Genomic DNA, 25,237 nt, shown 5'->3' with positions numbered 1-25,237 from the left:
ATGTTGGAACAACGCCCAATTCCTGCGATTGCCACCCTGACAACTGCAATGAAGCGCTTGCGGATTGTTTCGAGAACGGCTTTCAAGGAGGCAACAAAGCCACTTTGTCGACGTTTGAGGTCTATCATGTCCAAACCTTGTATCCTGTGCTGCGCCATCACCGGCAGCGTGCCGACCAAGGCGAACAACCCCGCCCTGCCTGTCGCCGTGCAAGAGCAAGTCGAAAGCAGTCACGAGGCGGTCGAGGCTGGCGCGAGCATCATCCACGCGCACGTCCGCAACGATGATGAAACCCCATCGTCGGACCCGGAGAAATTCGCATTGCTCAAGGAAGGGCTTGAGAAACACTGCCCCGGCGTGATCATTCAGTTTTCCACCGGCGGCCGGTCCGGTGCCGGTAAAACGCGTGGCGGCATGTTGCCTCTTGTCCCTGACATGGCTTCGCTTTCGGTTGGGTCGAACAATTTTCCCACCCGTGTCTACGAGAACCCGCCCGATCTGGTGGATTGGCTGGCGAGCGAGATGCGAACCTATGAGATCACGCCCGAAGTCGAGGCATTTGATCTGAGCCATATACTGCACGCCATCCGGTTAAGCGAGGCGGGTGTGCTCTTTGGCAAACTCTACGTGCAGTTCGTCATGGGGGTGAAAAACGCCATGCCCTGTGATCGCGAAGTCTTTGATTTCTACGTTCATACCATGCAAAGCCGCGCGCCGGAGGCCGAGTGGTGCGCCGCCGGGATCGGGCCCAACCAGATTGTGGTCAACGAATGGGCGATTGCGGCAGGGGGCCATACCCGCGCGGGACTGGAAGACAACATGCGCCTTGATCGCGAATATTTGGCCCCGTCAAACGCGGCCTTGATCGCGCGGGCTGCTGATCTTTGCGAGAAATACGAACGCCCGGTCGCGACCCCTGAACAGGCCCGCGAGATATTGGGCCTGCGCGCAGCATGACTGCCCGCTAGATCGAATGTTCCCGGGCGGCGTCAGCCGCTTCGCTGCCCGGCAATCGCACGACGCGGCTGCCGTCTTGAAAATCTTTCATCGACAGCGGCCAGACCGTACCCGGCCAGCGAATTTCCATCTCTTTTTTACGAGGTCTGTAGACGGCGGTGTAAAGCGTACCGAACCCAACCGAAAATGCTGTGGAGTAAAGTGGCGGTTTCAGAAAAGCGTTAATGAAGGTTTCTTGCGGATCCCGGTGCAAGGTCAGCCGTTGTAACAGATAACGCTCGCGCTCTACCGTCGCTGTGAAACGTGCATGGCTGACCCATTCCACCGCTTCCTGATGATTGGTCGCAACGGCCGCATGGGTAATGACGGCTGGTCGATCCGGGGCCATCATCGCGGTCAGATAGTTCCGCTTTTTGTCAAGCGCCGTCACGTTATAGCTCATATGGGTGGGAATGCGCGCCAGCGCCTCGCCGGCCTCTTCTGCGGTTTTGCAGGTTTGCAGCACATAGCGCAGGATCAAGGGTACTCCAAACCCCTCTCCCACAATGCGTCGCCCACCGAATGTCAGCGACAGGGAAAGACCAGCGTCATTGGTTCCGTCCACCAATCCCCAAAGGCCATCACTGGTGCCCATGACCGTGCGCCCCATCCAGTTGGTCTTGAGGATCAGGCTGTCAAAGGCGTTGGGGTTGTAGTCATAATTGCGGATCAGGACAGGCTCCTTGCCGGTCCAGATCGCCTGCGAACATCCTGACAAATAAGGCGGTGGGCAATAAAAGCTGAGGAAACGCGATGCCTGGTCGCCGCCGCCAGCCAGTTCACACAACTGATCATAGAGTTCGACGATTTCCGGCATGTGCTCGTTGAGCGCCCGCCGGCTTTCCATATAGGTCGGGCGCACGCTGTCGCCCTCCCGCAACCACCATCTTCGGTAGTCAGGCCAGTATTCAGAAAACAACCCGGCCCATACAGGGCCGGGTGAATCTTCACTTATCGCGCGCCAGAGCATGGCGAGCCCCTTACATGATTTTAAAGGCAGGATCACTCAGTGCCGGTTCGGCTTGAGCAACGGAAAGTGGTTTTGCCGCAACGGTTTGCTTGATCCCGTGAATCCAGCGCTTGGCCCGTTCGTTCAGCTTGAAGCCTTTGGTCATGGACCGCCCGCGCGTCACCAAAATGCCGATATCGGCACCTTCATAGCGATAATCGCCGGGTTGCAGGATGCGCAGGAAAAAAGCCTCGTTCTCGCTTTCCACTGCACGGCGGTGATAGTCGAACCGGTCAAACACAACCCGACCATCCTCGAGCATCTTGTAGATGCCGGTCTCGGGCGCCTGGGTACAGATGTCGACACTGTCATCCGTGTGCTTGATCACCATCTGCGACCAGCTGTCGATCATGTCGGGATCCGCCCAGCGTGCATTGAGTTCATCCACATCCAGATCGAATTTCTTGCGTGAGAACTCCAGCAAGTGGAACAGGAACAAGGGTGCATCCGCGTGGGCAAACGCCGCGTGGTTCGTCATCGACGATGCGCCAGTGATCCGTGGGTTCAGCTCGCCCAGCCAAAGTTCACCGGTTTTTTTGTCGATCAGGAAGTCCAATTCGAAATAACCGCGATAGCCTTCCTTGCGCAATTGTTCGCCGAACTTGAATGTCAGGTCGCGTGCATGGTTACGGACCTTTGGCGGAAAGGCAGTCGACAGGATTTCGTTGCCACACCAGCCGCCCCGGTACGGTGTCAGTTCCTTGAACCCAACCAGTTCGGTCATCAACGGGCCAACGATGGTGCCTTCCTTGGTGGCGCAGGCCTCGATCGCTGATCCACGGCAATCGATCCGCTTCATGATCTTAATCTCGCCTTCACCGACGATCTCGTGTTCATGGCGGCGGAAATCGGCCTCGCTCTTGATAAAGAACGTCGTGTGACCGGAATCGCCAAAGGCAGATTGCAGAACCAGATCATGCCCAATCCCGCCCTTTTCGCAGGTCTTGCGCAGGTCTTCATAAGATTTAACCTCGGCCAGCACGTTCGGCACCGACGGAACGCCAGCCTTGTCGCCAATGCGCACGGTTTCGATCTTGTTGTCCATCTTGGTGCGCAACTTGGCCTTAGGGAACCAGACATCGGCACCCAGCTCCTTGGACAGGCGCTCGGTTTCTTCGTCAAACATCAGGAACACGAATTTTGGTTTGCCCCCGCGCCGTTTGACGAAATCAATCACTTCCTTGTGCTGAAGCAGGTAGTTGTTGATGTCCTCGATTGACTGGAATTCGGCATGAGGCTGTTCCGAAGGCACAAAGGTGTTGGGGTGCTTGCCGTCATAACAGTCGATGTAACAGATGTATTTGAAGTTCTTCACCCACTCGTCAATGCCCAGCAGATTAAAGTTGGTCGCCGAGATGAAATAGACCGGATCTTCGTTTCGATGAAAGAAACGACGGATTTCCGATATATTTTTCAATACTTTAGTAGCCATGTCTTTCTCCCAGTTCTTATTTTGCTGCAGTTATCAGATTTGATTCTGCATGTTTTGCAAGCGCCTCTGGCGTGAACACGCGCAGCCCGAGGTCGGCCCGATACCCATGAATCTCGTTAACATCCAATGCCCGCATGAAGGCGAGGATTTCGCTGCTGACCACCTGCCCCGGAACTAGGATCGGAAATCCTGGTGGATAGGGAATGATGAAGCCGGCGGAAACGACTTCCTGACCGCTATCAAGCGCCTGTTTCAGGGACCCATCCAGTTCCATGTAATCGCAATTGTCGCCCTCGTAGCTGAGGAAAAACGCAGAGCGAATATCGCCTTCGGACGTACCCTGATCGGTGCGGAACGCATCGTGGAACCGGCTGAAATCAGGCAATGGCGGCAGGTCTTCCATCAGGTTCTTGACCCGGCGATCAAAGCCGATTCGCTCCATTCGACTGGCATCATCCAGAAGGTCGTCCAGCCCTTTGGCGATTTCGACCAGAACCTCGATCAGATATGCAACGCTGGACCGGGTCGTGCCTATATTCGTCATGAACAATACAGTGTTACGCGATGTCTTGTTGATCTGGATACCGTAGCGATCCATCAGGATCTCGGTCTTGAACGTATCGCCGTCCCAGCCAGTTCCCCCAACCGCAAGGGTCACGCGGGTCGGGTCGAGCGCGAATTCATCCTGCTGCCAGCAGTCCCACATATCGGTCCAGCCCTGTTCGGCGTCAAAGTAACTGGTGACGCCGCTCTCGCGATGGCCTTCGGGGATCATGTCACCCGCCGTCAGCACGCGGAAGTACTTTTTGAGCAACGGGTGTGTGGCAATCGAACGGCGCATCGACATCGCCGCCTCGACCTGCCGTTGAACAAATTCGAACCCTTCCAGCTCGACCTGCCGTCGCCCGACATCGAGGCTCGCGATGATCTGATAGTTTGGCGACGTCGACGTATGCGTCATATAGGCTTCGTGGAAAGACTGTTCCACCTCGCCTTTAAAGTCCTGATCGTTAACGTGAATCATAGACCCCTGCCGCAGCGACGTCAGTGTTTTGTGGGTCGATTGCGTTGCATAGGCCCGCACCCTCGCATCAGGTGGTGGTATCAGCCTCGTATCCAGCAGGGTTTCATCATCGGCATCGGCCAGTTCCGTTTGTTGCTTTTCGTAGGCAGCCAAGTGCTTGTCGGTCTTGAAACGACCGCGCAATTCCGCAGCGGCGTGCATGGCGGTTCGTTGACGATAGGTCGGGTTGAACCGGGCGAAGGCAAACCACGCTTCGTCCCAGAGAAAGATCAGATCGGGCTTGATCGCCAGACATTCTTCCATGACGCGTTCGACATTATAGACCACACCATCAAATGTGCAGTTTGTCAGCAGCAACATCCGCACACGATCGAGCTTGCCCGCTGCCTTTAACTTGAGAAGCTGATGCTTGATCTCGCGGAGTGGCACAGCCCCATACATCGAATATTCGTTGAGCGGATAGCTGTCGAGATAGACTACCTGCGCACCGGCGAGCACCATGCCGTAGTGGTGCGATTTGTGACAGTCCCGATCGACCAGCACGATATCGCCGGGGCTGACCAGTGCCTGAACAACGATCTTGTTGCAGGTCGACGTTCCGTTGGTCGCAAAGAACGTCTGTTTTGATCCGAACGCTCGGCTTGCGAGTTCCTGCGCACGTTTGATCGGCCCATGCGGTTCCAAGAGCGAATCCAATCCACCAGAGGTGGCAGAGGTTTCCGCAAGAAAGATGTTCGGGCCATAGAACGCGCCCATGTCCTGGATCCAGTGGCTGCGACTAATCGACTTGCCGCGGCTGATCGGCATCGCATGAAAGACACCCGTGGGTTGCTTGGAATATTCGACAAGTGCGGTAAAGAACGGCGTCTTGAAACGCGACTGCACACCACGCAGGATATTGAGGTGCAGTTCAAGGAAGTCTTCCTGATTGTAGAAGACCCGCCGGCAGATCCCCAGATCATGCCCAGCAATATCTTCGACAGATCGTTCAGTGATCAGATAGGCGTCCAGCTCGGGTCGGGCGCGCGCGATCAGGCGGCACAGTTCGGGGCCATAGTCCTCGGGCTGCATCTCATCAAACTGCTCAGACCCACCGGCCCGATCCAGGTATTTGTGCAAGATCGGCTGTTCCATCTTGGAACGCAGGGTCAAGCCCGGCCGCACCACGATGGCCTGAATGTTGTAGTTGAACAGGACTGCAATCAGCGCATCTTCGAGGCTCGGCACGACCAATGCCTGATAGGCAAATTGATCTTCCGGGCGGCGCATCCGCGCCATGTTGGAGCGCAGCCAGCGCTCCTGATCCTCGCCCACATTGTCAACGATCAGAACCTCGAAGTATGGCTTGCTGAGCGCGCGCGCTTCTGGCGAAAGCTGCGCTTCGTCATCATGCTCTTCATTGTCCAGGCTGTCGCGTTCGAGCGGAATATTGCGCCGCCGGTAAGCGCCGGTTGAGAGTGCGCGCGTGACACGCCCGACAGAGAATGCCAGATCGTCATAGTTTCCATGTGCGAACTGGCGGCGCATATGCTCAAACGCAGCCATGCCCGGAAACGCCCAATATGGCTCGATCAACGCCAGCGATTGAAAGAGGTCATCCGCCTTCTTTTGAAGCGTCGACAACCTCTTTTCGGAGCTCTCTTCGGTCAGCGCGCTGGTCACATCGCGAAGCGCACTCCAGCGATCCGCCCTTAGTTGGATCGCTGAATAATAGTCAGAAACAGAATGCATCAGTGGTCCTCCAGAAGGACAACCATCTGTCTGATTCGGCAAAATATCAACAGGTTAGTTTAAACAAACTCTCAGCCGTTCGATATTTTGCCCGCAAACGGCAGGGTAACCGGAGCTGTCGTGCCTGAAATTGCGTCAGTCTCGCCACCAAGCCCGTTAGGCACGGGTTCGGTCGGCACATCCACGTGAAGTCCCGCACGGGTTCCCTGTGTCTGCATCTCGAGCGGACCAAGAGTTTTCAGGTAGGAATCGGTGCCACTGTTTCGGTCATAAACCGAGAAATCGGTCGACCGGTCACGGAAACTCTTGAGTACCTGGCCCAACCCTTTCATCCCGGCTTCGCGTTGGCGCCGGACCATGTCGAGATCAACTTCGATCGGGAACATGTCTTCTTGCCCGGCGGACTGGTGCAAGACCATCGACGTCGGATCAACAACACATGATTTACCGACACCGCCCGCGCCAAGACCGTTCACGTCAAAGACATAGCACTGGAACTGGGCCGCCGTTGCACGTGCGATCGCCAGTTCGGCGTCGCGGTCGGTCGTGCCTGTCAGAACCGGGTGCAGCAAGACCTCGACACCCTGTGCCGTCAGCTGTCGCGTGGTTTCCGGGAACCAGATATCATAGCAGATCGAAAGCCCGAACCGGCCGACTTCGGGCACATCAAACACACAGAAATCGGTGCCTGCCTCGACGTCCACCTCGTAGGGCCGGAACGGGAACATTTTGTCATAGCTTGTCACGATATCGCCATCGGGATTGATGACAAAGGATGTGTTTCTGACCAGCCCGTCTTCGCCCTTGATGAACATAGAGCCGGGTATCAGCCAAACCTTGTGACGGCGCGCGGCCTCGCAAAACTGCAATACGGCATCGTTCTGTCTGGGCTGTGCATAGCGATGCAGCGGGCCGTAAGGGGCCAGTTCACTGAACAAAACCATCTGGGTCCAGGGAAAGCGCGCCATCAGGATATCCAGACGATGGATCATGCCTTCAACATTGGATTGAAGCGCGGCAACGTGCATTTGCACGCCGGCGATAGCAAAGGGGGTCATTTAACAAGTCTCCGTCTGTGCAGCGATCAGGGTGATCAGCACATGGTCTGCCTCTTTTGCGCGGTTCGTCGGCATATGCAAGAGCGCCGCCGCGACAATCAGCACACAGATGCCGGAACTGCCTAACTGTTAAGCAATCCGATGCAACCGTAACACAGGACGCGCGCGAACGGTATCTAGCGGTCGTTCAGGTAGTCAGCCATTCGCGCAACGGCCCGTCGAATATTGTCCTGCGAGTTGGCATAGCTGAGGCGGATATAGCCTTCGCCCAACACGCCAAAATCGGGGCCGCCAATCGTCGCAACTCCAGTCTTTTCAAGCAGGTCCGATGCCAGAGCCTTGGCCTTTAGACCCGTCGCCGAGATGTTGGGAAAGGCGTAGAATGCCCCTTTGGGCGTGATACAGCTAACATCCGGCAACCCGTTGAGCAGATCGACAACCAGTTTCCGGCGCGCGTCGAATTCTTGCAACATTGTGCCAACGGCATCCTGCGGACCAGTAAGCGCTGCAAGCGCCGCATATTGTGCAGGCGCATTGACACAAGACCACGCATTGACCGCCAGTTTCCGCGCGTTTTCATAGAGACCATCAGGCCACACCGAATATCCGAGACGCCAGCCGGTCATCGCATAGGTCTTGGACCAGCCGTTCAGCAGGATCAGCCGATCACGGATGTCCGGATATGACAGCAGGCTGACGTGCTCCTCACCGTCATAGAGCATCTGATCATAGATTTCGTCGGACATAATGGCGATGTCCGGCCGGTCCGCAAGCCCCGCGACCAGCGCATCGATCTCGGCCTTGGGCGTCACGCCGCCACAGGGGTTGGCAGGCGAGTTCACGATGATCAGACGCGTCTCGGGCGTGATCAGCGACAGCAGCTCTTCGGCGGAAAAGGCAAACCCGTTCTCTTCGCGGATCGGCACCGGGATCGGCCGTGCGCCAGTGAATTCGATCATCGAGCGATAGATCGGAAAGCCGGGATCCGGATAGAGAATATCCGCACCCGATTCGCCAAACATCATGATCGCGGTGAACATGGTGACCTTGCCACCCGGAACGATCAGCACGTTGTCCGGATTGACCTCGACCGAAAACCGACGATGCAGATCGCCAGAAACCGCCTCGCGCAACTCCGGAATGCCGGTGGCGGGGGTGTATCCGTGGTGCCCATCCCGCAATGCCTTGATCGCGGCCTCAACAATATGATCCGGCGTGCGGAAATCGGGCTGTCCGATCCCGAGGTTGATCACATCCATGCCCTGTGCCGCCAAGGCTCCGGCGCGGGCCAGAACCGCAAACGCGTTTTCTTCGCCGATGCGATCAAATCCAGCTATGGTTTTCATGCAAAAGTCCCTTGTTGCCCGTATTGGCGTTAATAGGTTGCCCGACCGCCAGACAGATCAAAGACCGCGCCCGTGGAAAACGAATTCTCTGCACTCGCCAGCCAGACAATCATGCGCGCGGCTTCGTCGACCTCGAGAAACCGATTCCGGGGTATCTTGGACAACATGTAGTCGATGTGTTCTTGGCTCATCTGATCAAAGATCGGAGTCCGTGCTGCGGCGGGTGTGACGCAATTCACCGCGATATCAAACCCGGCAAGCTCTTTGCCAAGAGATTTGGTGAAACCGATAACCCCGGCCTTTGACGCGGAATAGGCGCAGGCGTTGGGGTTGCCTTCCTTTCCAGCAATGGACGCGATGTTGACAATGCGGCCATAATCGCGCGCCTTCATCCCAGTGATGACGGATTTGTTGGTGAAATAGGTTCCGGTCAGATTGATCTGAACGATCTCCTGCCAGGCATCGTTGTCATAGTCCTCGACCGTGGTGTTCGGCCCTGCAATTCCGGCGCTGTTGATCAGAATGTCAATCCGCCCGTACTGTGCCTCTGTTGCGCGGGTTGCACTCAGAACGCTGTCCCAATCGGCAATGTTGCAGCCGACCACAAGAACACCCTGCCCCTCAAGCGCCGATTGCGCTGCGTCCGGGTTCATGTCCCACACTGCGACCTGGGCACCCTCGGCGAGCAGCGCCTTGACCACCGCAAGCCCGATGCCTTGCGCGCCGCCGGTGACAACCGCGACGCGGTCTGCGAATTTCGTACTTTCCGACAATTTACACTTCCTTTGTCTGGCGGACGCTCCATTCCAAGGCGTCCGCGCTCCGCTAATAGCTATGTCAGGAATTGCCGGTTCGGCAAGAGCACTATGCGTCGGAGGTCAGACCACCAAGCAGCTTGTCCCGCTCATCCACCAGACGAACACGGTAGCGCCGCATGGTCTTGCAGGCAAACTTGTTGTGCCGTGCCGCATTGGTCTTTGGATCGCGCCGGGCATCTGCCTCAAGGTCTGTGATGCATGTATCGACCTCTTCGATTTCGCGGATGATCTCTGCCAATTCCTTTGCCGTGTTGCTCATGCCTTATCTCCTCTGTTGCCTTATCCGGAGCGGCCCGACGCCGCCCGTTGCCACGATGATTTGCGCAGGTCCTCGTCAGACTGCGCGGTTGCCAGGTCAATCTATGCCGGAGGTTTCGACCTTCGCAAGTCTGCTTTCCCCTACCCCTTCGGCCATTCTAACCCCCGCCAAGCGGCACAGATGCCAGGCAAGAACAAGGTTGCTTGACAAGATAGGCAAGCCTGTCTCCCGCTCAAGCGGGGCAATGACATCCAGAGTGTTGAGGTTGGTGCAGGACAGGAACACCGCGTCGATGCCGCCTTGGCGTGCCAGCGCCAACGTGACACCGGTCAGGGATTGCGATGTAATCCGGGCAACGCGTTGTTCTTCGGCCTCGGCAAAGGTGCCAAAGACCGGCGAGTCGACACCGCGTTCAGAAAGTGCAGTCCGCAGGCGGCTCGATACATCCGCAATATAGGGCGACAGAAACCCCAGCCGCCGCACCCCAAGCGCGCTGCAGGCCGCGACCAACGCGCTAAGCGGATCGCTCACCGATTTCGTTGACGCGCCTTGGCGCAGCAGTTCAGCCACACGCGCCTGTCCGATCTGCGCGGTTCCCGAAGTGCAGCCATAGCCGATTGCATCAAAACGGACAGGTCGGGGAAGCAAACGGGCCGCCGCCGGAATATGCGCCTCCATCAACTGGAGCGTTTCTGGCGTCACATCCGGGCTGCTTTGGACGCGCGAGACATAGAGATTGACCGACAATGGCAAGAGCCTGCGGAAATCCTGTTCGATCCGCTCGTCCGATTGCAAGACGATCAGGCCGATACTCGGGCTCGGGTCCTCCTGCATCGCATAGTCAAACCTAGTCATAGCTCAGCCCTCAAGCACCGCAATCTCCCGCAGTGCTGGCGTGGAAAGGAACTTTGCACCGCCGTCACGGATCACGATATCCTCTTCATGTACCATGATCTTGCCGTTTGGAAGCGTCAGACCGGGTTCCAGCGTAATCACCATACCCGCTCGCAGCTTGGTCTGGTCTTGTGGAATCAGCGACAGCCCTTCGGTCAATTGCATGCCCAACCCATGCCCAAGCCGACCGGCATCCCCACTGCCCTGCCCGCCTGTCACCACCGCATCCATCGCATGAAAAAGGTCGGCAGCGGTCCTACCCGGTCGCGCGATTTCCGTGCCTGCCGCGACTGCATCGACCAATCGGGAATGCGCAGATTGAATATCATCAGCGGGCGGGCCGACCGAATAATTCCGGTCGAAATCACAAAAATACCCATCCCACACCAACCCGGTATCGAGCATCAGAACATCACCTGATCGCAACGGCACGTCATGCGCGGGCGAGATCACGTCATCATAACCGCCCTGATCCGCACCCCCCGCAAGGTAAGGAACCCAATCGGCACCCTCGTCGAGACACAGCATCTGAAATCGGCGAAACACCTGGTCCAGCGGCACACCCGCCCCCGCGATCTCGGGAACACGCGTAAAGGCGCGGTCTGCGATCTGGCACGCGGCGCGGATTTTTGCAATTTCGGCCTCGGATTTCACCATCCGCAAATCGCGCAGGATATTGGCGTCGCCGCATACGGTCACATCGGGCAGCATCCCCTGCAGCCGATGCCAATCTGCCAGCGGCATTCGCAGATGGCTTTCCAGCGTCATTGGAACGCCGATCCGCCCGGACGCACCAACAGCATCGCGGATCGTGTCCGACAAGAGCGAAACGCCATCATCGTTAGGCGCAGGCGCGCGCCATGTGCGGATGTCTGTCACCCATGTCTTGGCCATCAACGCCGCACCAATCGACGGTATAACCGCAATCGGCGCGCCCGCCGCAGGCAGCAGCACATACCAAGGCCGGGTCGGGCTTTCCCAAAACCGCGTCAGAAACCCGGTGACATAGCGGATATCTGCTTCGGTCGTCAAAAGCAGGGCGTCCAGCCCCGCTTTGCTCATCAAGCCTTGCGCGCGTTCAACCCGGGCTTCGTATTCAGACCGAGGGAAACCGCGCGTCAGGCCCGTCACGGATCAGGCCCTGCGACGACGCCCGCCGGATCGACCAGCCCGCCCCCGGCCTTCTTCGCCCGCCTTGACCGGCAGCTTGTTGGTGCGGATCCATTCGCCGCCATGAGGATCATTGTTGGTCAGAAAGTTCGCGGCCCGGATCGCTTCCATTTCCTTGCCCGCCAGCGGTTTGGTCGAACCCATCCCGAACAGCGTCACAAAGGTTTCGTCATCCATATCCTCGGGCAGCACGATCCCGGCCGCAGCAACCTCGGCGCGTTTCTCAGCGATCTTGGACGGCGGCACCGGCAGCGCCACCGGGTTCATGATCGCGCTGGTCATGCCAGCGCCCATAGCCATCGGCAGAAACGCGTTGTTGATACCGTGTCGGTTGGGCAGGCCAAAGCTGATGTTTGAGGCTCCGCATGTGGTGTTCACACCCAGTTCTTCGCGCAGGCGCCGCACTAGCGTGAAAACCTGCAAACCGGCAGTCCCCATCGCCCCGATCGGCATCACCAGCGGATCAACCACAATATCATGCGCCGGAATGCCGAAATCGGCGGCGCGTTCGACGATCTTTTTGGCCACAGCAAAGCGCACATCCGGGTCTTCGGATATACCTGTGTCATCATTTGAGATCGCGACGACCGGCACATTGTATTTCTTGACCAGCGGCAGCACCAATTCCAACCGGTCCTCTTCACCAGTGACAGAATTGAGCAGCGGACGCCCCTCGGCAACCGCCAATCCGGCCTCAAGCGCGCCGGGAACCGAGCTATCGATACACAAAGGTACGTCGACAAGCCCCTGAACCATCTCGACAATCTGTGTCATCAACGGCGGTTCTGTTTCATTCGGATTGGGGTTAGAATTGTAAACCACGCCCGCGTTGATATCGAGAACAGTGGCCCCCGCCGCAACCTGTGCCAGCGCATCCTTTTCAACAGTCGAGAAATCCCCGGCTTCCAGTTCGGCGGCAAGCTTTTTGCGCCCCGTCGGGTTGATCCGCTCGCCGATCACACAGAAGGGCTGATCAAAGCCGATGATGGCAGTTTTGGTTTTGCTTTCGACGATGGTCCGGGTCATGGGTGGCCTTTCAGGACTGGTTTGCGGGGCGGCCAGAGTCGCCGCCATGTGAGATGGCCCAGCTTGCATTGGTTTTGATCCCGCCAAGCGGGAAGAAATGCACGTTGGTGATGTTGAAATCTGGGTTCGCCGCCTTGTGGGCCGCCAGTTGGGCAAGCACATCGGTCGGCTCGTAAGGCAAGAGCAGCTTGCCGACGTCCATCGCCCGCTTTTGCAGCACCTTCAGCGATGGTCCGACGCCACAGGCAATCGCGAATTTGATCAACGTCTGCAGCTTGGCCGGGCCAGCGATGCCAATGTGAACCGGCAGCGTGATACCCGCCTCGCGCAATTGATCTGCCCAAGCGATGATCGGCTTGGCATCAAAGGCAAACTGCGTGGCCAGCGCCATTTCGGCGTCAGTTCGCTCGGAAAATTGCTGTTTCCAAACAAGTGCTTCTTCGACGTTTTTCATGCCGCCGTTCGGATCAATGTCCCGGTTGCCTTCGGGGTGGCCAGCGACATGCAGACGCTTGAAACCTGCCTTGTCAAACAATCCGCTTTCCATCAACTGCATGGAGTTTTCGAATTCACCGACGGGTTGAGCGACGCCACCGGCCAACAAAAGCGCCTGCTCGACCCCGGCCTCGCCCTGATAGCGCGCGATCCAATCGGCAAGTGTTGCCTTGTCTTTGATGATCCGCGCCGGGAAATGCGGCATGACCGGATAGCCATCGCGCGCCAGTCGGCTCGCTGTGGCGACCATGTCTTCGATCGGGGTGCCTTCGATGTGAGCGATGTAGACTCGTGTGCCTTCGGGCAGCAGCTCGCGAAAATCATCCACCTTTTCGGCGGTTCGCGGCATCACTTCGATAGAATAGCCCTTGAGAAAGGCCTCGACCTGTTCGTTGACCGGGGCAGAAACCGGGGTGTCACGTTTCTTGAAATTCAACAAAGCCATGGCGGCCTCCCAGAATGACGTCAGGCTCATGCCCATCCGTCGTTGTCGATAAGGGCCTTGATCCGGTCCCGGTCGTATTCGGTTTCCAGTCGTGTTGCTTCGGCTTCGGCTATCTCGGTTGGCTCGCCTTCCACAGTATAGGGGGCAGCCTTGCGCCATTCGGCGAGATAGGCGTCTGTATCCTTGGCGTTGACCTTCATCGCCGCCCGGTCAATCGCCTGTTCAAAGCGTTCTTCCAGTTGCCGTTTTGCGCCGCGCCGTCCCTTGCCCACAATGACCTGGGCTGGGATGTCGCGCCAAAACACTACGGTGACGTCGGGCATGACTGATTCCTTCCTCTTCGTTTGCCCTGTCTAATGCACCGTCCAAGCCGGACGACGCCTGTTTTCGACAGAACACGCGGTGACAGCGACCTGTGCCTCATTCCATAATACAGCGGCATTCGTTAGGCCACCGCACCAAGCCCCCATAATCTTCATGACAATATTGAATGTGCGTTCAAACACGGCGTCTTGCGATCTTTCAAATGCGGGCCTATCGTACCCTCAACTTGATATCGGAGGGCGTGACAAATGGCGCCCAAGCGTCCCAATGGTGCGGGCGCGTTCCCGAAAGCGGTCGAAAGCCCTGCGCCGAAACCGCCCAATCCGGCCGAGCTTTATGCCGCGCTGGATCTGGGTACGAACAGTTGTCGCATGCTGGTTGCCCAACCAAAGGGCAGCGGTTTTCATGTGGTGGACAGTTTTTCCAAATCCGTGCAGCTCGGCTCGGGTCTGGAGCGGACGGGGCGCTTGTCCCGCTCGTCGATGGCACGCACCGTTCAGGCGCTGCGCATCTGTCAGCAAAAACTAAAGCGCAACAAGGTGCTGCGCATGCGCCTTGTCACCACAGAAGCCTGCAGGCGGGCCAAGAACTCGCGCGAGTTCATTCGGCAGGTGCGACGCGAAACCGGATTGTCGCTGGAGGTCATCCAGCCCGAGGAAGAGGCACGGCTGGCCGTCATCTCCTGCGCGCCACTGGTGAGCACCAAGACCGAACAATTGCTGGTCGTCGATATCGGTGGCGGCTCGACAGAGTTGGTCTGGATCGACATCAGTTCGGTGCCGCGACGCGACCGGCCCAAGGCAATCATGCGCCTGCACGCCGGGTTTCATCCGGCCGAAAGCCCGTTTCCGGCAGCAAAGGTTGTCGATTGGATCAGTGTCCCGCTTGGCGTCGCGACACTGCGCGATCAATTCAGTGATGTAGACGACGATTCAGCCCGATTCGCGCTGATGAGCTGGTTCTTTGAGGAAAACCTGTCCGAATTTGCGCCCTACAAGGACATCCAGGCACGTGAGGGGTTTCAGATCATTGGCACATCCGGCACCGTCACGACGGTGGCCGCAAGTCACCTTGGCCTGAAACGATATGATCGCACCAAGGTTGACGGCTTGCGCATGACCAGTGATCAGATCGACAAGGTAATCCGGACCTATTTGAATCTCGGACCGGTTGGGCGACGCAAGGATCCGCGCATCGGCGAAGATCGGCAAGCTCTTATCATGTCCGGTTCGGCAATACTTCAGGCGCTGTTGAGATGCTGGCCGACCGATCAGTTGTCCGTGGCGGATCGCGGGCTGCGCGAGGGACTGCTCTATGCGCAGATGAGCGCGGATGGCGTGCTTGAAGACGGACCGTTTTAGGCAACCCTGCCCGCCTTGCGGCGAACGCGCAGGGACAGTAGAGACCAAGGCGATACGATTTAGGTGATCATCATGGCCAAGACGCCGACAGGAAAAAATACGTCCGGACGCGGGCAACGCGACCTTAAGGTCAAGGTCAAGTCCGCGCGCGGCCGCACGCTGAGTTCGACCCGCTGGTTGCAACGGCAGTTGAACGATCCCTATGTCAAACGCGCCCAGACCGAAGGCTATCGTGGCCGGGCGGCGTTCAAGATATTGGAACTGGACGAAAAGTATCGGTTTCTGGTCCCCGGCGCACGTGTCGTCGATCTCGGCTGTGCGCCCGGCGGCTGGCTGCAAGTCGCGGTCAAACGCATCAATGCATTGGGCGAAAAACAGGGGAAATCCGTTGGCACCATCCTCGGGATCGACCTGCAAGAGGTTGAGCCAGTGGCCGGTGCGGAGATTCACCAGCTTGATTTCATGGCCGATGATGCCGACGCCCAAGTCAAGGAGTGGCTTGGTGGCAAGGCGGATGTGGTGATGTCAGACATGGCGGCGTCGTCATCCGGGCATAAGCAGACAGATCACCTGCGCATTATCGCACTTTGTGAGGCAGCGGCCTATTTCGCCTTTGACGTGCTGGAAGATGGCGGAACCTTTGTCGCCAAAGTGCTTGCCGGCGGGGCCGAGGGTGAATTGCAGAAACTGCTAAAGCAGAAATTCACCACGGTCATGAACGTCAAACCACCGGCGTCGCGTTCGGACAGTTCGGAAAAATTCGTGGTGGCCACCGGTTTCAGGGGCTGACAGGGCGCTTTCTACTCTGGGCGCGTTTTTCGAGCGCCCCGTTGAATTCTGCCCCAAGGATCAGCAACGCAGACATCAGATACAGGAATATCAACGCCACCATGACACCGGCCAGTCCGGCATATGTGGCGCTGTAGCTGGCGAACCGGCTGAGATAGTAGGAAAACCCAGCCCCGGCCAAACCCCACAAAAAGATCGTCAAGATCACGCCGGGCAATATCTGGGACAGCGAGTGACGATGGCCTGGCAACCAGATGTGACAGGCAGCGACCCCGGCCCCAAGCAGGAAAATCGTGATCAGCGTGGCAAAGGTATCGCTGGCCAGCCAGCCCATCACATCGGATGGCACCACGTCGGCCACAAAACGCAGGTAGAGCGGCACCGCGAGGCCGATCGTGGCGGCGATCATTAGGATCGCACCGCCGACAACGACAAATGCCAAACAGATCAGGCGCGCCTTCCAATAGGGGCGAGGCTCGTGATCCCGATATGCCTGTATCATCGCCTTTCGCACGGCATCGACTCCATTTGACGCGAAATAGATCGCGAGAACACCACCGACCGTCAAAAGCCCAGAATTGGCGGACCCCAGGACCGAACGGACTTCGGATGTGATCGGTTGCGCGATCGCATCTGGCCACGATCCAAAGATCAGCTCGATCAGGTTGTCGACGTCAATGTCCTGCGACAGTGTTGCGGCCAGAGCCACAACGAACAGAACAAAGGGAAACAGTGCCATCATCATCGACATCGCCACGTGGCTGCTCATGACCCAGCCACCTTTGTCATTAAATCGCGCCGCCGCATCCATAAGCGCGCGCGCCGCCAACGTGACGTGAGAGAAAGAGGGAGTATTCACGATTTTTCCTGATCCGGGCGGTCCAGCAAGGTTTTCAATCCTGATTGAATGGCACGCAACAACGTGCTGGTGATCGCCGAGAGGTTGCACAACTGTAGCGGGGGATGCAACATCACCGCGTGACTTTCACAGGCCGTCGCAACAACATGCGGCAAACGCAGGCACAGGTCAGAACCTTCGGTTTCGGCCGCCCTGCCCCGGATCGGGCAATCAGGTGGCAAGATGATACCGCAAGACAAAGACGACGCACAAAAGCCCCGGCCTGAAAAATCAGCGCTGGCGCTGTGGCGTGACATATTGCTTATCGCCACGCTGATCATCAGCGGCCTCTATGCGGGTGCGGGATTTCTGATGCCCCTGACATTGGCGGCGCTGATCTTTGTCCTCATCACCGCGCTCAGCGACCGGATTGGCAGAGCAACGATCGGAACTTGGCATCCTCCTCAATGGCTGAGCTATCTTCTGGGAACGGCGGCGGCGTTTATGGGGCTGTTTGCGGTTACTTATGTCCTTGCCAGTCAGGCCTCGCAATTCGCGCGCGCATTGCCCGGTTACGAAGCGCAGATGGATAACGCCCTTGCCCGTATCGCAGGTCTGCTCGGCGAGGGAGTCGTCGCGTTCATCCGCACAAACGTCATCCAGATCGACATGTCCCGCATCGCCGTCAGCGCCCTTGGCAGCGCCGGGTCGTTTCTCGGCAGCTTTTTCCTGATCTGCCTTTATGTGGTTTTCATGATCGGTGAGCGTGCCGCCTTTGGCATCAAGATTGAACGCGCCGCGCAAGACCCGGTGCTGCGTCAGGACATCCGCGAAATCTCTGACGCGATATCAACAAGTTTGCAGCGCTATGTCAGTGTCAAATCCATGGTCAGCCTTCTCACGGCGGTGCTCTGCTATGCGGTGTTTCGCTTGCTGGGGTTGGAGTTCGCAGAGACATGGGCGGTTTTGACCTTTGCGCTGAATTTCATACCGTCGATTGGCTCGGTCCTCGCCGTGGTCTTGCCCGCACTGGTGGCCCTGATCCAGTTTGAAACGTTCGCGCCGTTTCTGGTCATCACGCTTGGCTGTGGCACAGTGCAATTCCTGATCGGCAACATTCTTGATCCGGCGCTTACGGGGCGGTCTCTGAACCTTTCAACTTTCATGGTGATCCTCGCACTGACATTCTGGTCTGCGATCTGGGGGTTGCTCGGCGCGTTCATGAGTGTCCCCTTAACTGTCTGCATCCTGATCGTCTTTGCACAAATCCCAGCAATGCGTCCGTTGGCGATCCTGATGTCCAAGGATGGGCGATTGACGGATACCACGGATCGGCACACCGATCCGGCATGAAGGCTGAGCGACAAAAAGCAAAAGAGCCGATCTATATCGGCGCGCGGATTTATCGGGCCTCCAGCTATGGTGGATCGCACCCATTGGCGATTGCGCGGGTGCCGACCGTAACGGATCTCTGCAAGGCGATGGGTTGGTTGCCGCAGCAGCAATACCGCAACAGTCCGCGCGCCAAGCCGAGCGCGTTGCAGGCGTTTCACACCGGTGAATACGTCGCCGCACTGCAAGCCGCCGAAGACAACCAGCAGGTCAGTGACGACACTCGAACGCGTCACGGTCTGGGAACGCTGTCAAACCCGGTGCATCCGCATATGTTCCGCCGTCCCGCAACCTCGGTCGGCGGTGTTTTGTTCGGTGCAGCTCTGATCGCGAATGGCGGAGTCGCCTATGTTCCGGGCGGCGGCACCCATCATGGAATGCCCGATCGCGCCAACGGTTTTTGCTATTTCAACGACCCGGTTCTGGCGATCCTGTCCTTGCGGCGACAAGGACTCGAGCGCATCGCCTACGTGGATATTGATGCCCATCATTGTGATGGCGTCGAGGCTGCGTTTCACGGTGCAGAAGATGTCCGGCTGATATCCGTCCACGAGGAAAACCGTTGGCCATTTACCGGAGCGCTTACTGACACCGCTGGCGGAACAGCGTACAATCTGCCGGTTCCGCGCGATTTGAATGACACTGAATACGATTTGATCCTGGACCGCGTCGTTTTGCCGACCGTGGTGAAATTTCGACCCGATGCCGTGGTATTGCAATGCGGCGCGGACGCCTTGCTCGAAGATCCGCTTGCGCGTCTTGCGCTGTCCAACGCCAGCCATTGGAAAACTGTCGCGGCCTTGGGCGCGCTTTGCGACCGGTTTCTGGTCCTTGGCGGCGGCGGATATAATCCGTGGTCGGTCGCCAGATGCTGGGCGGGTGTCTGGGCGACATTGGCCGGCCATGACATCCCGGACGTGCTGCCAGAGCAGGCTCGCGCCGTTTTGTCACCATTGAAATGGAACCGCAAAGCGGGCTTTCAGCCCCCTGCACAGTGGATTGAGACCTTGCGAGATCCGTCCAGACATGGCCCCGTTCGTGATGATGTTCGATCAAGGGTACGGTATCTAACGGACCGATTGAGCGCAGAATAGACTAAAGCTCTCGCTGCTCGAACCCGATCGTCCAAAGCCCCTTGATGCGAAGACGTCAGTGACGCGCCCTATGATGATCTTCGCGATCCGCCGCGAGGAGCCGATTGGTGATCGCCACAAGAAACGCAGTGCTCAACCCAAAACTCAGCAGACCCGTCACTGCGGCAAAGGTTGCGAATATCCGCGCCTCGGGACCGAGAACAAGATCGCCGTACCCAAGCGCGGTAAAGGTAACCAGCGAAAAATAGACCGACTCGTTCCAATTGGGAAATATCTCGAAAAGGATCCAGATTGTTGACCAAATCCAGACCTCGATCGTGAGTGCAAAGATCAGGATACCAAGGGCCAGCATCAACATGGTCGTGATCTGCATGGCCAACTTGTGGCGGCGTATGCGCTGTGAAAACGTTTCCAGAATCCGTGCGCACATCGCGAGACAGCCCACGTGGATGATCAGGCACAACCCGAGTACGGCACTTCCCCAAAGAATCTGTTGAAGGATTGTCATGGTTGCAAATCTCAGTCCTGATTCTGTTTTGACGCTCGCGCCTTTTCAGACTATTTCGCCGAGGTGTTAACTCTCATGTCAATGGCGCGGATCGGATTCCATCACCGACGCGACATCTTGGCCGCATTTGCGCACGACGGTGGACACCGGCGTAAACCACGCCATCATCCTGCTGCGAAGCAAGGGAAGTGTTGCGTGTTGTTGTCTGTGCAAAACATCGTCAAGCGATATCCCGGAGATGATCCGGACCGTCCTATTCTCAACGATATCTCTCTCGCTCTGGGTGCGGGCGAAACCCTCGCACTGACCGGCGAAAGCGGGTCCGGCAAGAGCACCCTGCTGCATCTTGTCGGCGCTCTGGACGAGTTTGACAGTGGTGAAATACATCTGGATGGCACGGCACTGTCTGGCCTGGATGATGCTGGGCGTGCCGAATTGCGGCGCGGCACGGTTTCGCTGGTGTTTCAACAATTCAACCTGATCCCATCGCTGACCGTTGCCCAAAACCTCGCCTTTCATGCCCGACTGGCCGGACGGGAGGACACCGACTATATCGCCCTTCTGACCGAACGCCTCGGGCTGGCTGAACACGTTGATCGTTTTCCCGAGCACCTGTCTGGGGGACAGATGCAACGGGTTGCGATTGGCCGCGCGCTGGCCGTGCGTCCCAAACTGTTGCTTGCTGATGAGCCTACCGGAAATCTGGATGAGCGGACGGGTGATCTGGTGTTTGAACTGATGCTGGAACTGGTAAGGCAATCAGGCACCGCCCTGTTCCTCGTGACCCATTCGCCCAGAATTGCAGACCAACTTGACCGACATTTGCACCTCAGTCGCGGTCGCATCGCATGAGACGTACGGGTCTCGCCGCCTTGCTGTCGCATTGGCGCAGGCAGCCTTTACAGCTTGTCACATTGGTGCTCGGGCTGGCGTTGGCGACCGGTTTGTGGTCCGCCGTTCAGGCGATCAACGGTCAGGCGCGTGCGAACTATGCGCAAGCCGCCGAGCAACTGGGCGCGAACCGATTGGCCAACCTCTCTGCACCCGCTGGTTCCATCCCGGTCGCGCAATACGTCCGGTTGCGCCGTGCTGGTTGGCAACTCAGCCCCGTACTTGAGGGTCGCCTTAGGCTGAACGACATCAGTGTCACACTGCTCGGCGTCGACTCGCTCAGTTATCCGGTGCCACCTGCCCCGGCCTCGGATCGTGAAACGTTTGAACCTGTGGATATCCTGACCGCGCCCGGCCGCCTTTTCGCCCACCCGGAAACTGCGGATAACCTGTCTGGCGCACCGTTGCCTGCCCCGCTGATCGTCACCGAGCATTTGCCGGTTGGCATTGTCCTTACGGACATCGCCATCGCCGAAAGACTGCTGAACAAACCGGGCGAGATCAGCCGTATTCTTGTACTCCCGGATCAACCCGTTGGGCTTGCGCCATTGTCGGACATCGCGCCCGATCTCATTCTGACCGAAACCGATGGTAACGCAGACATTGCCCGTCTCACGGACAGTTTTCACCTCAATCTCACGGCCTTTGGCCTCCTCTCGTTTGCCGTCGGCCTGTTTATCGTAAACGGAACCGTCGGCCTTGCCTTTCATCAACGTCGCGGTATGTTCCGATCGCTGCGCGCCCTCGGCGTGCCGTTGGGCGTATTGACGCAATTGTTGCTTGTCGAACTTCTGGTGCTGGCTCTGCTGGCAGGAATTCTCGGGTTGATCATCGGTTATCTGGTGGCGGCAGCGCTGTTGCCCGATGTCGCGGCGAGCCTGCGCGGGCTCTACGGGGCGCCGGTCGCTGGTACGTTGACATTGCGCCCGGCATGGATCGCCAGCGGTCTCGCAATTGCATTTCTGGGCGCGTTGATCGCGGGGGGGCAAGGGGTCTGGCATCTGCATCGTCTGCCTATTCTGGCCGCACCCGGTTTGCAAAGCTGGCGGCTTGGGTCGGCCTCCCGTGACCGGGTTCAGGTACTGGTGGGGATCGGGTTGGTTGCGGCCGGTTTCGTCATCCAATGGTTGGCGGACGGCCTGATCGCAGGTTTTGCCTTGCTGGCGGGTCTGATGCTGGGCGCGGCGTTGTTGCTGCCACCGATCCTAGGCCTGGTCCTCGGCTGGTTCGAGCGGCGTGCGAGGGGGCCTGTGGCCCAGTGGGTCTGGGCCGATCTGCGCAGCCATATGCCCGGTCTTTCGCTGGCACTGATGGCACTCCTGCTGGCGCTTGCGACCAATGTTGGCGTCGGCACGATGGTGTCGAGTTTTCGGCTCACCTTTACCGGCTGGCTGGATCAACGCCTTGCCTCTGAACTCTATGTCACGGCCCGTACGGATGATGAAGGGGAGGCCATCCACCAGTGGCTCAGCTCGCGCAGCGACGCGGTCTTGCCAATTCGCTATGCCGAAACACGTCTCGCGGATCTCCCCGGGCGGATCTATGGCATCGCAGATCACGCTACTTATCGCGATCACTGGCCGCTGATACAGGCCCTGCCGGATGTTTGGGATCGGCTCTTTGCCGACCGCGCGGTTCTGATCAATGAACAACTCGCGCGACGCGCTGATCTGTGGCCCGGCGATCAGATCCCTTTGGATGCTGATTGGCGCGCTGAGGTTGTCGGTGTCTACTCTGACTATGGGAATCCGAACGGTCAGGCCATTGTGTCGTTGCCGGCGCTCTTGTCTCATTATCCCACCGTGCCCAACCGGCAACTCGGCGTGCGCGTCGCAATCGATCAGACTGTCAGGCTTATCAGCGAACTGCGTGATGCCTTTGACCTACCCGCCTCTGCGATCATCGATCAGGCTGCGATCAAGGCGAGTTCGCTCGGGGTGTTTGAAAAGACATTCGTTGTGACCGGTGCACTGAACGTGCTCACATTGGGTGTTGCCAGCTTTGCCATTCTGACCAGCCTCCTCACCTTGTGGACTCTGCGCCTGCCGCAGCTTGCACCGGTATGGGCGCTTGGTCTGACACGGAGACAGCTTGCCCGACTCGAGGTGTTGCGCAGCGTGGCGCTCACCGTGATGACCGCCTGTCTTGCTCTGCCACTCGGGTTGATCTTGGCCTGGGTTCTGCTTGCCGTCATCAATGTCGAGGCATTTGGCTGGCGATTGCCGATGTATTTATTCCCCTTGGACTGGGCGCGGCTTGCAGTCCTTGCCCTAATTGCGGGGGTCGTCGCCGCCGTCATCCCGGCCCGACGCCTGCGCAACACGCCGCCGGCAGACATGTTGAAGGTATTCAGCAATGAACGATAAAGCCTGCGCGGTGTTTCTGATGGCGCTCTTTGCTCAGCCCGCACACACGCAGGGCTTTGCCGGTCTCGGAACCGACGCCGAAGGATTTGCTATTCCACAACCGGATCAGACTTTCAGTTTTCCCGCCGACCATGGCCCACACCCCGAATTTCGGATCGAATGGTGGTATCTCACCTCAACTCTGACAGGTGATGACGGCCAGTCTTATGGCATCCAGTGGACATTGTTCCGCTCGGCGCTGAAACCCTATGAAGAGGATGGATGGCAGTCGCCGCAACTCTGGATGGGGCACGCCGCGCTTACCAGCGAAACCGCCCACCACTTTGATGAACGTATTGCGCGGGGCGGCATTGGTCAGGCCGGCGTGACCGCAGCGCCGTTTTCCGCGTGGATCGATGATTGGGAAATGACCGGTCAGCCCGGCAGAGGATTGTCCGAACTCAGTCTGACCGCACGTGGCGGCACATTTCAGTATGATCTGGAACTGACTGCAGACAGGCCGTTGGTGCTTCACGGTGAGGCCGGGTATTCGACAAAAACCGATGACGGCAAGGCGAGTTATTACTATTCCCAACCCGCCTATTCGGTCACCGGAACGCTGCATTTTCCCAATGGACCTATCAATGCCACTGGGGAGGGCTGGCTGGATCGAGAGTGGTCGTCACAGCCGCTTTCGGAGGATCAAACCGGCTGGGATTGGTTCTCGCTGTCCTTTGACAGCGGCGCGCGGATGATGGGGTTTCGGTTGCGCGACGGGGCCGACGGGTACACATCCGCGACTTGGATCTCTGCCGATGGGTCAAGCGTATCGCTGCCAAACGGCGTACTTGAAATCGAACCCCTCGAGACAAGCGCCGTGCAAGAGAGAGAGATTCCGACCGTATGGCGCGTGGTGTTGCCTGCACAGGACCTGGACATCACGGTGAAAGCCCTGAACCCGCAAAGCTGGATGGGCACGTCATTTCCGTATTGGGAAGGTCCCGTCACGGTTGCGGGGAGCCATACCGGGCGCGGATATCTCGAGATGACGGGCTACGATTAAATCGCATCGAGCCGACGTTCCAAGCGAGTGATGAGAAATTCCAGATCGCGAACAGTGTCTCTGGAAAGTGGCTTGCCCGGTCGCCTGACCGTGTCATGCGCAATCGCGCCTCTGCGTGCGAGGATGAATTTGCGCACCGCCAGCCCTAATCCGGGCTGGGATTCATAGCGAATGATGGGAAGATATGCGTCAAAGATATCCTGCGCATGGTCAGGATCGCCCGCATCATGAGCGGCAACAACCTTGGCCATCATCTCGGGATAGGCAAACCCCGTCATCGCCCCGTCAGCGCCGCGCCGAAGTTCTTCGGGCAGGAACTGGCCACCATTGCCACAAAGGATCGAAATGCGGCGCGCGCCCGCATCCGACGCTGCCCGCAATGCTGTGATCTTGTCCAAGCCCGGCCAATCCTCATGCTTGAGCATCACGCAATTGCGACAATCCTCCACGATTTTCAGAACGGTTTCCGCAGAAATCACAACATTTGTAACCAACGGAAAGTCCTGAAGGACAAACGGGATATCGCCCAGCGTTTCGGAAACATCGCGATAATAGCCAACGATCTGTGCATCGGTCCTGAGCGACCAAGGCGGCGCAACCATGACGCCAACCGCGCCGATCGACATTGCGGTCTCCGCCAGAGACCGGATGGCGGCCAGACCCGGTGCCGAGACGCCAACAATCACCGGCAGATCACTGCGCACCACAACGCGCCGAATAACGGCCTCGGATTCGTCGACCGATAGTTTGCCCGCCTCGCCCATGATCCCGAGGATGGTCAGACCGGTCGCGCCCTTTTCGGCATAGAAATCCACCATCTGGTCAACGCTGTCCAGATCAAGAGCGCCGTCAGGTTTGAAGGGGGTCACGGCGATGGTAAAGACGCCCCTTGCGGTTTCATCGAGCTGTTTCATGTCCTGCCCCGTTTT

At 58.2% G+C, this 25,237-nt stretch carries 23 protein-coding genes; 8 read left to right on the top strand and 15 right to left on the bottom strand.

Going from position 1 to position 25,237, the window contains the following annotated elements; genetic code table 11:
- Positions 1-126: 126 nt before the first annotated feature.
- A complete protein-coding gene (locus ABJO75_RS25735) occupies positions 127-957 on the top strand; it encodes a 3-keto-5-aminohexanoate cleavage protein (protein ID WP_348125257.1) in 831 nt (276 codons plus the stop codon).
- Positions 958-964: 7 nt separating this feature from the next.
- On the opposite strand, the gene ABJO75_RS25730 is transcribed toward ABJO75_RS25735, so the two are convergent.
- The 12 genes from ABJO75_RS25730 to ABJO75_RS25675 form a co-directional block, all read right to left on the bottom strand.
- On the bottom strand, positions 965-1,966 hold the full coding sequence (locus tag ABJO75_RS25730; RefSeq protein WP_348125255.1) for a C45 family peptidase: 1,002 nt from the start codon (positions 1,964-1,966) through the stop codon (positions 965-967).
- A 10-nt stretch (positions 1,967-1,976) separates the two neighbouring features.
- Complete coding sequence (locus ABJO75_RS25725) at positions 1,977-3,437, bottom strand: biotin carboxylase (RefSeq protein ID WP_348125253.1); 1,461 nt, start codon at positions 3,435-3,437, stop codon at positions 1,977-1,979.
- A 16-nt stretch (positions 3,438-3,453) separates the two neighbouring features.
- Positions 3,454-6,192 (bottom strand): aminotransferase class I/II-fold pyridoxal phosphate-dependent enzyme, encoded by a 2,739-nt coding sequence (locus ABJO75_RS25720; protein ID WP_348125252.1) that lies wholly within the window; start codon positions 6,190-6,192, stop codon positions 3,454-3,456.
- Between the two features lie 71 nt (positions 6,193-6,263).
- Positions 6,264-7,250: a carbon-nitrogen hydrolase family protein gene (locus ABJO75_RS25715; protein WP_348125250.1), complete on the bottom strand. Its 987-nt coding sequence runs from the start codon at positions 7,248-7,250 to the stop codon at positions 6,264-6,266.
- Between the two features lie 176 nt (positions 7,251-7,426).
- Entirely contained in the window at positions 7,427-8,596 is a 1,170-nt protein-coding gene (locus tag ABJO75_RS25710; RefSeq protein WP_348125248.1) for a pyridoxal phosphate-dependent aminotransferase, read from the bottom strand.
- 29 nt (positions 8,597-8,625) lie between these two features.
- Entirely contained in the window at positions 8,626-9,369 is a 744-nt protein-coding gene (locus tag ABJO75_RS25705) for an SDR family NAD(P)-dependent oxidoreductase (RefSeq protein ID WP_348125246.1), read from the bottom strand.
- A gap of 91 nt (positions 9,370-9,460) precedes the next feature.
- On the bottom strand, positions 9,461-9,673 hold the full coding sequence (locus ABJO75_RS25700; RefSeq protein WP_348125244.1) for a hypothetical protein: 213 nt from the start codon (positions 9,671-9,673) through the stop codon (positions 9,461-9,463).
- Between the two features lie 96 nt (positions 9,674-9,769).
- Positions 9,770-10,528, bottom strand: a complete 759-nt coding sequence (locus ABJO75_RS25695) for an aspartate/glutamate racemase family protein (RefSeq protein ID WP_348125243.1) — start codon at positions 10,526-10,528, stop codon at positions 9,770-9,772.
- A gap of 3 nt (positions 10,529-10,531) precedes the next feature.
- Positions 10,532-11,698 carry a Xaa-Pro peptidase family protein gene (locus ABJO75_RS25690; protein WP_348125241.1) on the bottom strand — a complete coding sequence of 389 codons (1,167 nt, stop codon included), beginning with the start codon at positions 11,696-11,698 and terminating at the stop codon, positions 10,532-10,534.
- A 3-nt stretch (positions 11,699-11,701) separates the two neighbouring features.
- Positions 11,702-12,763 carry a methyltetrahydrofolate cobalamin methyltransferase gene (locus tag ABJO75_RS25685; protein ID WP_348125239.1) on the bottom strand — a complete coding sequence of 354 codons (1,062 nt, stop codon included), beginning with the start codon at positions 12,761-12,763 and terminating at the stop codon, positions 11,702-11,704.
- Positions 12,764-12,773: 10 nt separating this feature from the next.
- A complete protein-coding gene (locus ABJO75_RS25680) occupies positions 12,774-13,703 on the bottom strand; it encodes a methylenetetrahydrofolate reductase (protein WP_348125690.1) in 930 nt (309 codons plus the stop codon).
- Between the two features lie 26 nt (positions 13,704-13,729).
- The gene (locus ABJO75_RS25675) at positions 13,730-14,026 is read right to left on the bottom strand and encodes a virulence factor (protein ID WP_348125238.1); all 297 of its coding nucleotides are present in this window, start codon (positions 14,024-14,026) and stop codon (positions 13,730-13,732) included.
- Between the two features lie 249 nt (positions 14,027-14,275).
- Here ABJO75_RS25675 and ABJO75_RS25670 point away from each other — a divergent pair, with 249 nt between their 5' ends.
- Positions 14,276-15,388: a Ppx/GppA phosphatase family protein gene (locus ABJO75_RS25670; protein WP_348125236.1), complete on the top strand. Its 1,113-nt coding sequence runs from the start codon at positions 14,276-14,278 to the stop codon at positions 15,386-15,388.
- 72 nt (positions 15,389-15,460) lie between these two features.
- The gene (locus ABJO75_RS25665; protein WP_348125234.1) at positions 15,461-16,177 is read left to right on the top strand and encodes an RlmE family RNA methyltransferase; all 717 of its coding nucleotides are present in this window, start codon (positions 15,461-15,463) and stop codon (positions 16,175-16,177) included.
- Here ABJO75_RS25665 and ABJO75_RS25660 read toward each other — a convergent pair.
- Positions 16,167-17,036 (bottom strand): YihY/virulence factor BrkB family protein, encoded by an 870-nt coding sequence (locus tag ABJO75_RS25660; protein ID WP_348125232.1) that lies wholly within the window; start codon positions 17,034-17,036, stop codon positions 16,167-16,169. The two genes, ABJO75_RS25665 and ABJO75_RS25660, sit on opposite strands and share 11 nt — an antisense overlap.
- A gap of 222 nt (positions 17,037-17,258) precedes the next feature.
- Between ABJO75_RS25660 and ABJO75_RS25655 the strand changes: the two genes are divergently transcribed.
- Both ABJO75_RS25655 and ABJO75_RS25650 read left to right on the top strand, forming a co-directional pair.
- Positions 17,259-18,368 (top strand): AI-2E family transporter, encoded by a 1,110-nt coding sequence (locus ABJO75_RS25655; protein ID WP_348125230.1) that lies wholly within the window; start codon positions 17,259-17,261, stop codon positions 18,366-18,368.
- Complete coding sequence (locus tag ABJO75_RS25650) at positions 18,365-19,501, top strand: acetoin utilization protein AcuC (protein WP_348125228.1); 1,137 nt, start codon at positions 18,365-18,367, stop codon at positions 19,499-19,501. Before ABJO75_RS25655 ends, ABJO75_RS25650 begins: the two co-directional genes overlap by 4 nt.
- Before the next feature lie 55 nt (positions 19,502-19,556).
- Here ABJO75_RS25650 and ABJO75_RS25645 read toward each other — a convergent pair whose 3' ends face one another.
- Positions 19,557-20,009 carry a potassium channel family protein gene (locus ABJO75_RS25645; RefSeq protein ID WP_348125226.1) on the bottom strand — a complete coding sequence of 151 codons (453 nt, stop codon included), beginning with the start codon at positions 20,007-20,009 and terminating at the stop codon, positions 19,557-19,559.
- 195 nt (positions 20,010-20,204) lie between these two features.
- Between ABJO75_RS25645 and ABJO75_RS25640 the strand changes: the two genes are divergently transcribed.
- Genes ABJO75_RS25640 through ABJO75_RS25630 form a run of 3 tightly spaced genes read left to right on the top strand, consistent with a single transcriptional unit; the run spans position 20,205 to position 24,308 of the window.
- Positions 20,205-20,861, top strand: a complete 657-nt coding sequence (locus tag ABJO75_RS25640) for an ABC transporter ATP-binding protein (RefSeq protein ID WP_348125224.1) — start codon at positions 20,205-20,207, stop codon at positions 20,859-20,861.
- A complete protein-coding gene (locus ABJO75_RS25635) occupies positions 20,858-23,266 on the top strand; it encodes an ABC transporter permease (protein ID WP_348125222.1) in 2,409 nt (802 codons plus the stop codon). Before ABJO75_RS25640 ends, ABJO75_RS25635 begins: the two co-directional genes overlap by 4 nt.
- Positions 23,256-24,308, top strand: coding sequence for a lipocalin-like domain-containing protein (locus tag ABJO75_RS25630; protein ID WP_348125220.1), 1,053 nt, complete (start codon positions 23,256-23,258; stop codon positions 24,306-24,308). The genes ABJO75_RS25635 and ABJO75_RS25630 overlap by 11 nt, the downstream gene beginning before the upstream one ends.
- On the opposite strand, the gene ABJO75_RS25625 is transcribed toward ABJO75_RS25630, so the two are convergent.
- On the bottom strand, positions 24,305-25,222 hold the full coding sequence (locus ABJO75_RS25625; protein WP_348125218.1) for a dihydrodipicolinate synthase family protein: 918 nt from the start codon (positions 25,220-25,222) through the stop codon (positions 24,305-24,307). The genes ABJO75_RS25630 and ABJO75_RS25625 overlap by 4 nt on opposite strands.
- Between the last annotated feature and the right edge of the window lie 15 nt (positions 25,223-25,237).

Origin of the sequence: Sedimentitalea sp. (genome assembly GCF_039973035.1) — a bacterium.
GTDB lineage: Bacteria > Pseudomonadota > Alphaproteobacteria > Rhodobacterales > Rhodobacteraceae > Sedimentitalea.
This window is presented reverse-complemented; position numbering and strand designations above follow the sequence as displayed.

Coding starts and splice junctions, on each gene's coding strand:
- ABJO75_RS25735 (WP_348125257.1), top strand. CDS start 127: ATGTCCAAACCTTGTATCCTGTGCTGCGCCATCACCGGCAGCGTGCCG.
- ABJO75_RS25730 (WP_348125255.1), bottom strand. CDS start 1,966: ATGCTCTGGCGCGCGATAAGTGAAGATTCACCCGGCCCTGTATGGGCC.
- ABJO75_RS25725 (WP_348125253.1), bottom strand. CDS start 3,437: ATGGCTACTAAAGTATTGAAAAATATATCGGAAATCCGTCGTTTCTTT.
- ABJO75_RS25720 (WP_348125252.1), bottom strand. CDS start 6,192: ATGCATTCTGTTTCTGACTATTATTCAGCGATCCAACTAAGGGCGGAT.
- ABJO75_RS25715 (WP_348125250.1), bottom strand. CDS start 7,250: ATGACCCCCTTTGCTATCGCCGGCGTGCAAATGCACGTTGCCGCGCTT.
- ABJO75_RS25710 (WP_348125248.1), bottom strand. CDS start 8,596: ATGAAAACCATAGCTGGATTTGATCGCATCGGCGAAGAAAACGCGTTT.
- ABJO75_RS25700 (WP_348125244.1), bottom strand. CDS start 9,673: ATGAGCAACACGGCAAAGGAATTGGCAGAGATCATCCGCGAAATCGAA.
- ABJO75_RS25695 (WP_348125243.1), bottom strand. CDS start 10,528: ATGACTAGGTTTGACTATGCGATGCAGGAGGACCCGAGCCCGAGTATC.
- ABJO75_RS25685 (WP_348125239.1), bottom strand. CDS start 12,763: ATGACCCGGACCATCGTCGAAAGCAAAACCAAAACTGCCATCATCGGC.
- ABJO75_RS25680 (WP_348125690.1), bottom strand. CDS start 13,703: ATGGCTTTGTTGAATTTCAAGAAACGTGACACCCCGGTTTCTGCCCCG.
- ABJO75_RS25675 (WP_348125238.1), bottom strand. CDS start 14,026: ATGCCCGACGTCACCGTAGTGTTTTGGCGCGACATCCCAGCCCAGGTC.
- ABJO75_RS25670 (WP_348125236.1), top strand. CDS start 14,276: ATGGCGCCCAAGCGTCCCAATGGTGCGGGCGCGTTCCCGAAAGCGGTC.
- ABJO75_RS25665 (WP_348125234.1), top strand. CDS start 15,461: ATGGCCAAGACGCCGACAGGAAAAAATACGTCCGGACGCGGGCAACGC.
- ABJO75_RS25655 (WP_348125230.1), top strand. CDS start 17,259: ATGATACCGCAAGACAAAGACGACGCACAAAAGCCCCGGCCTGAAAAA.
- ABJO75_RS25650 (WP_348125228.1), top strand. CDS start 18,365: ATGAAGGCTGAGCGACAAAAAGCAAAAGAGCCGATCTATATCGGCGCG.
- ABJO75_RS25645 (WP_348125226.1), bottom strand. CDS start 20,009: ATGACAATCCTTCAACAGATTCTTTGGGGAAGTGCCGTACTCGGGTTG.
- ABJO75_RS25635 (WP_348125222.1), top strand. CDS start 20,858: ATGAGACGTACGGGTCTCGCCGCCTTGCTGTCGCATTGGCGCAGGCAG.
- ABJO75_RS25630 (WP_348125220.1), top strand. CDS start 23,256: ATGAACGATAAAGCCTGCGCGGTGTTTCTGATGGCGCTCTTTGCTCAG.
- ABJO75_RS25625 (WP_348125218.1), bottom strand. CDS start 25,222: ATGAAACAGCTCGATGAAACCGCAAGGGGCGTCTTTACCATCGCCGTG.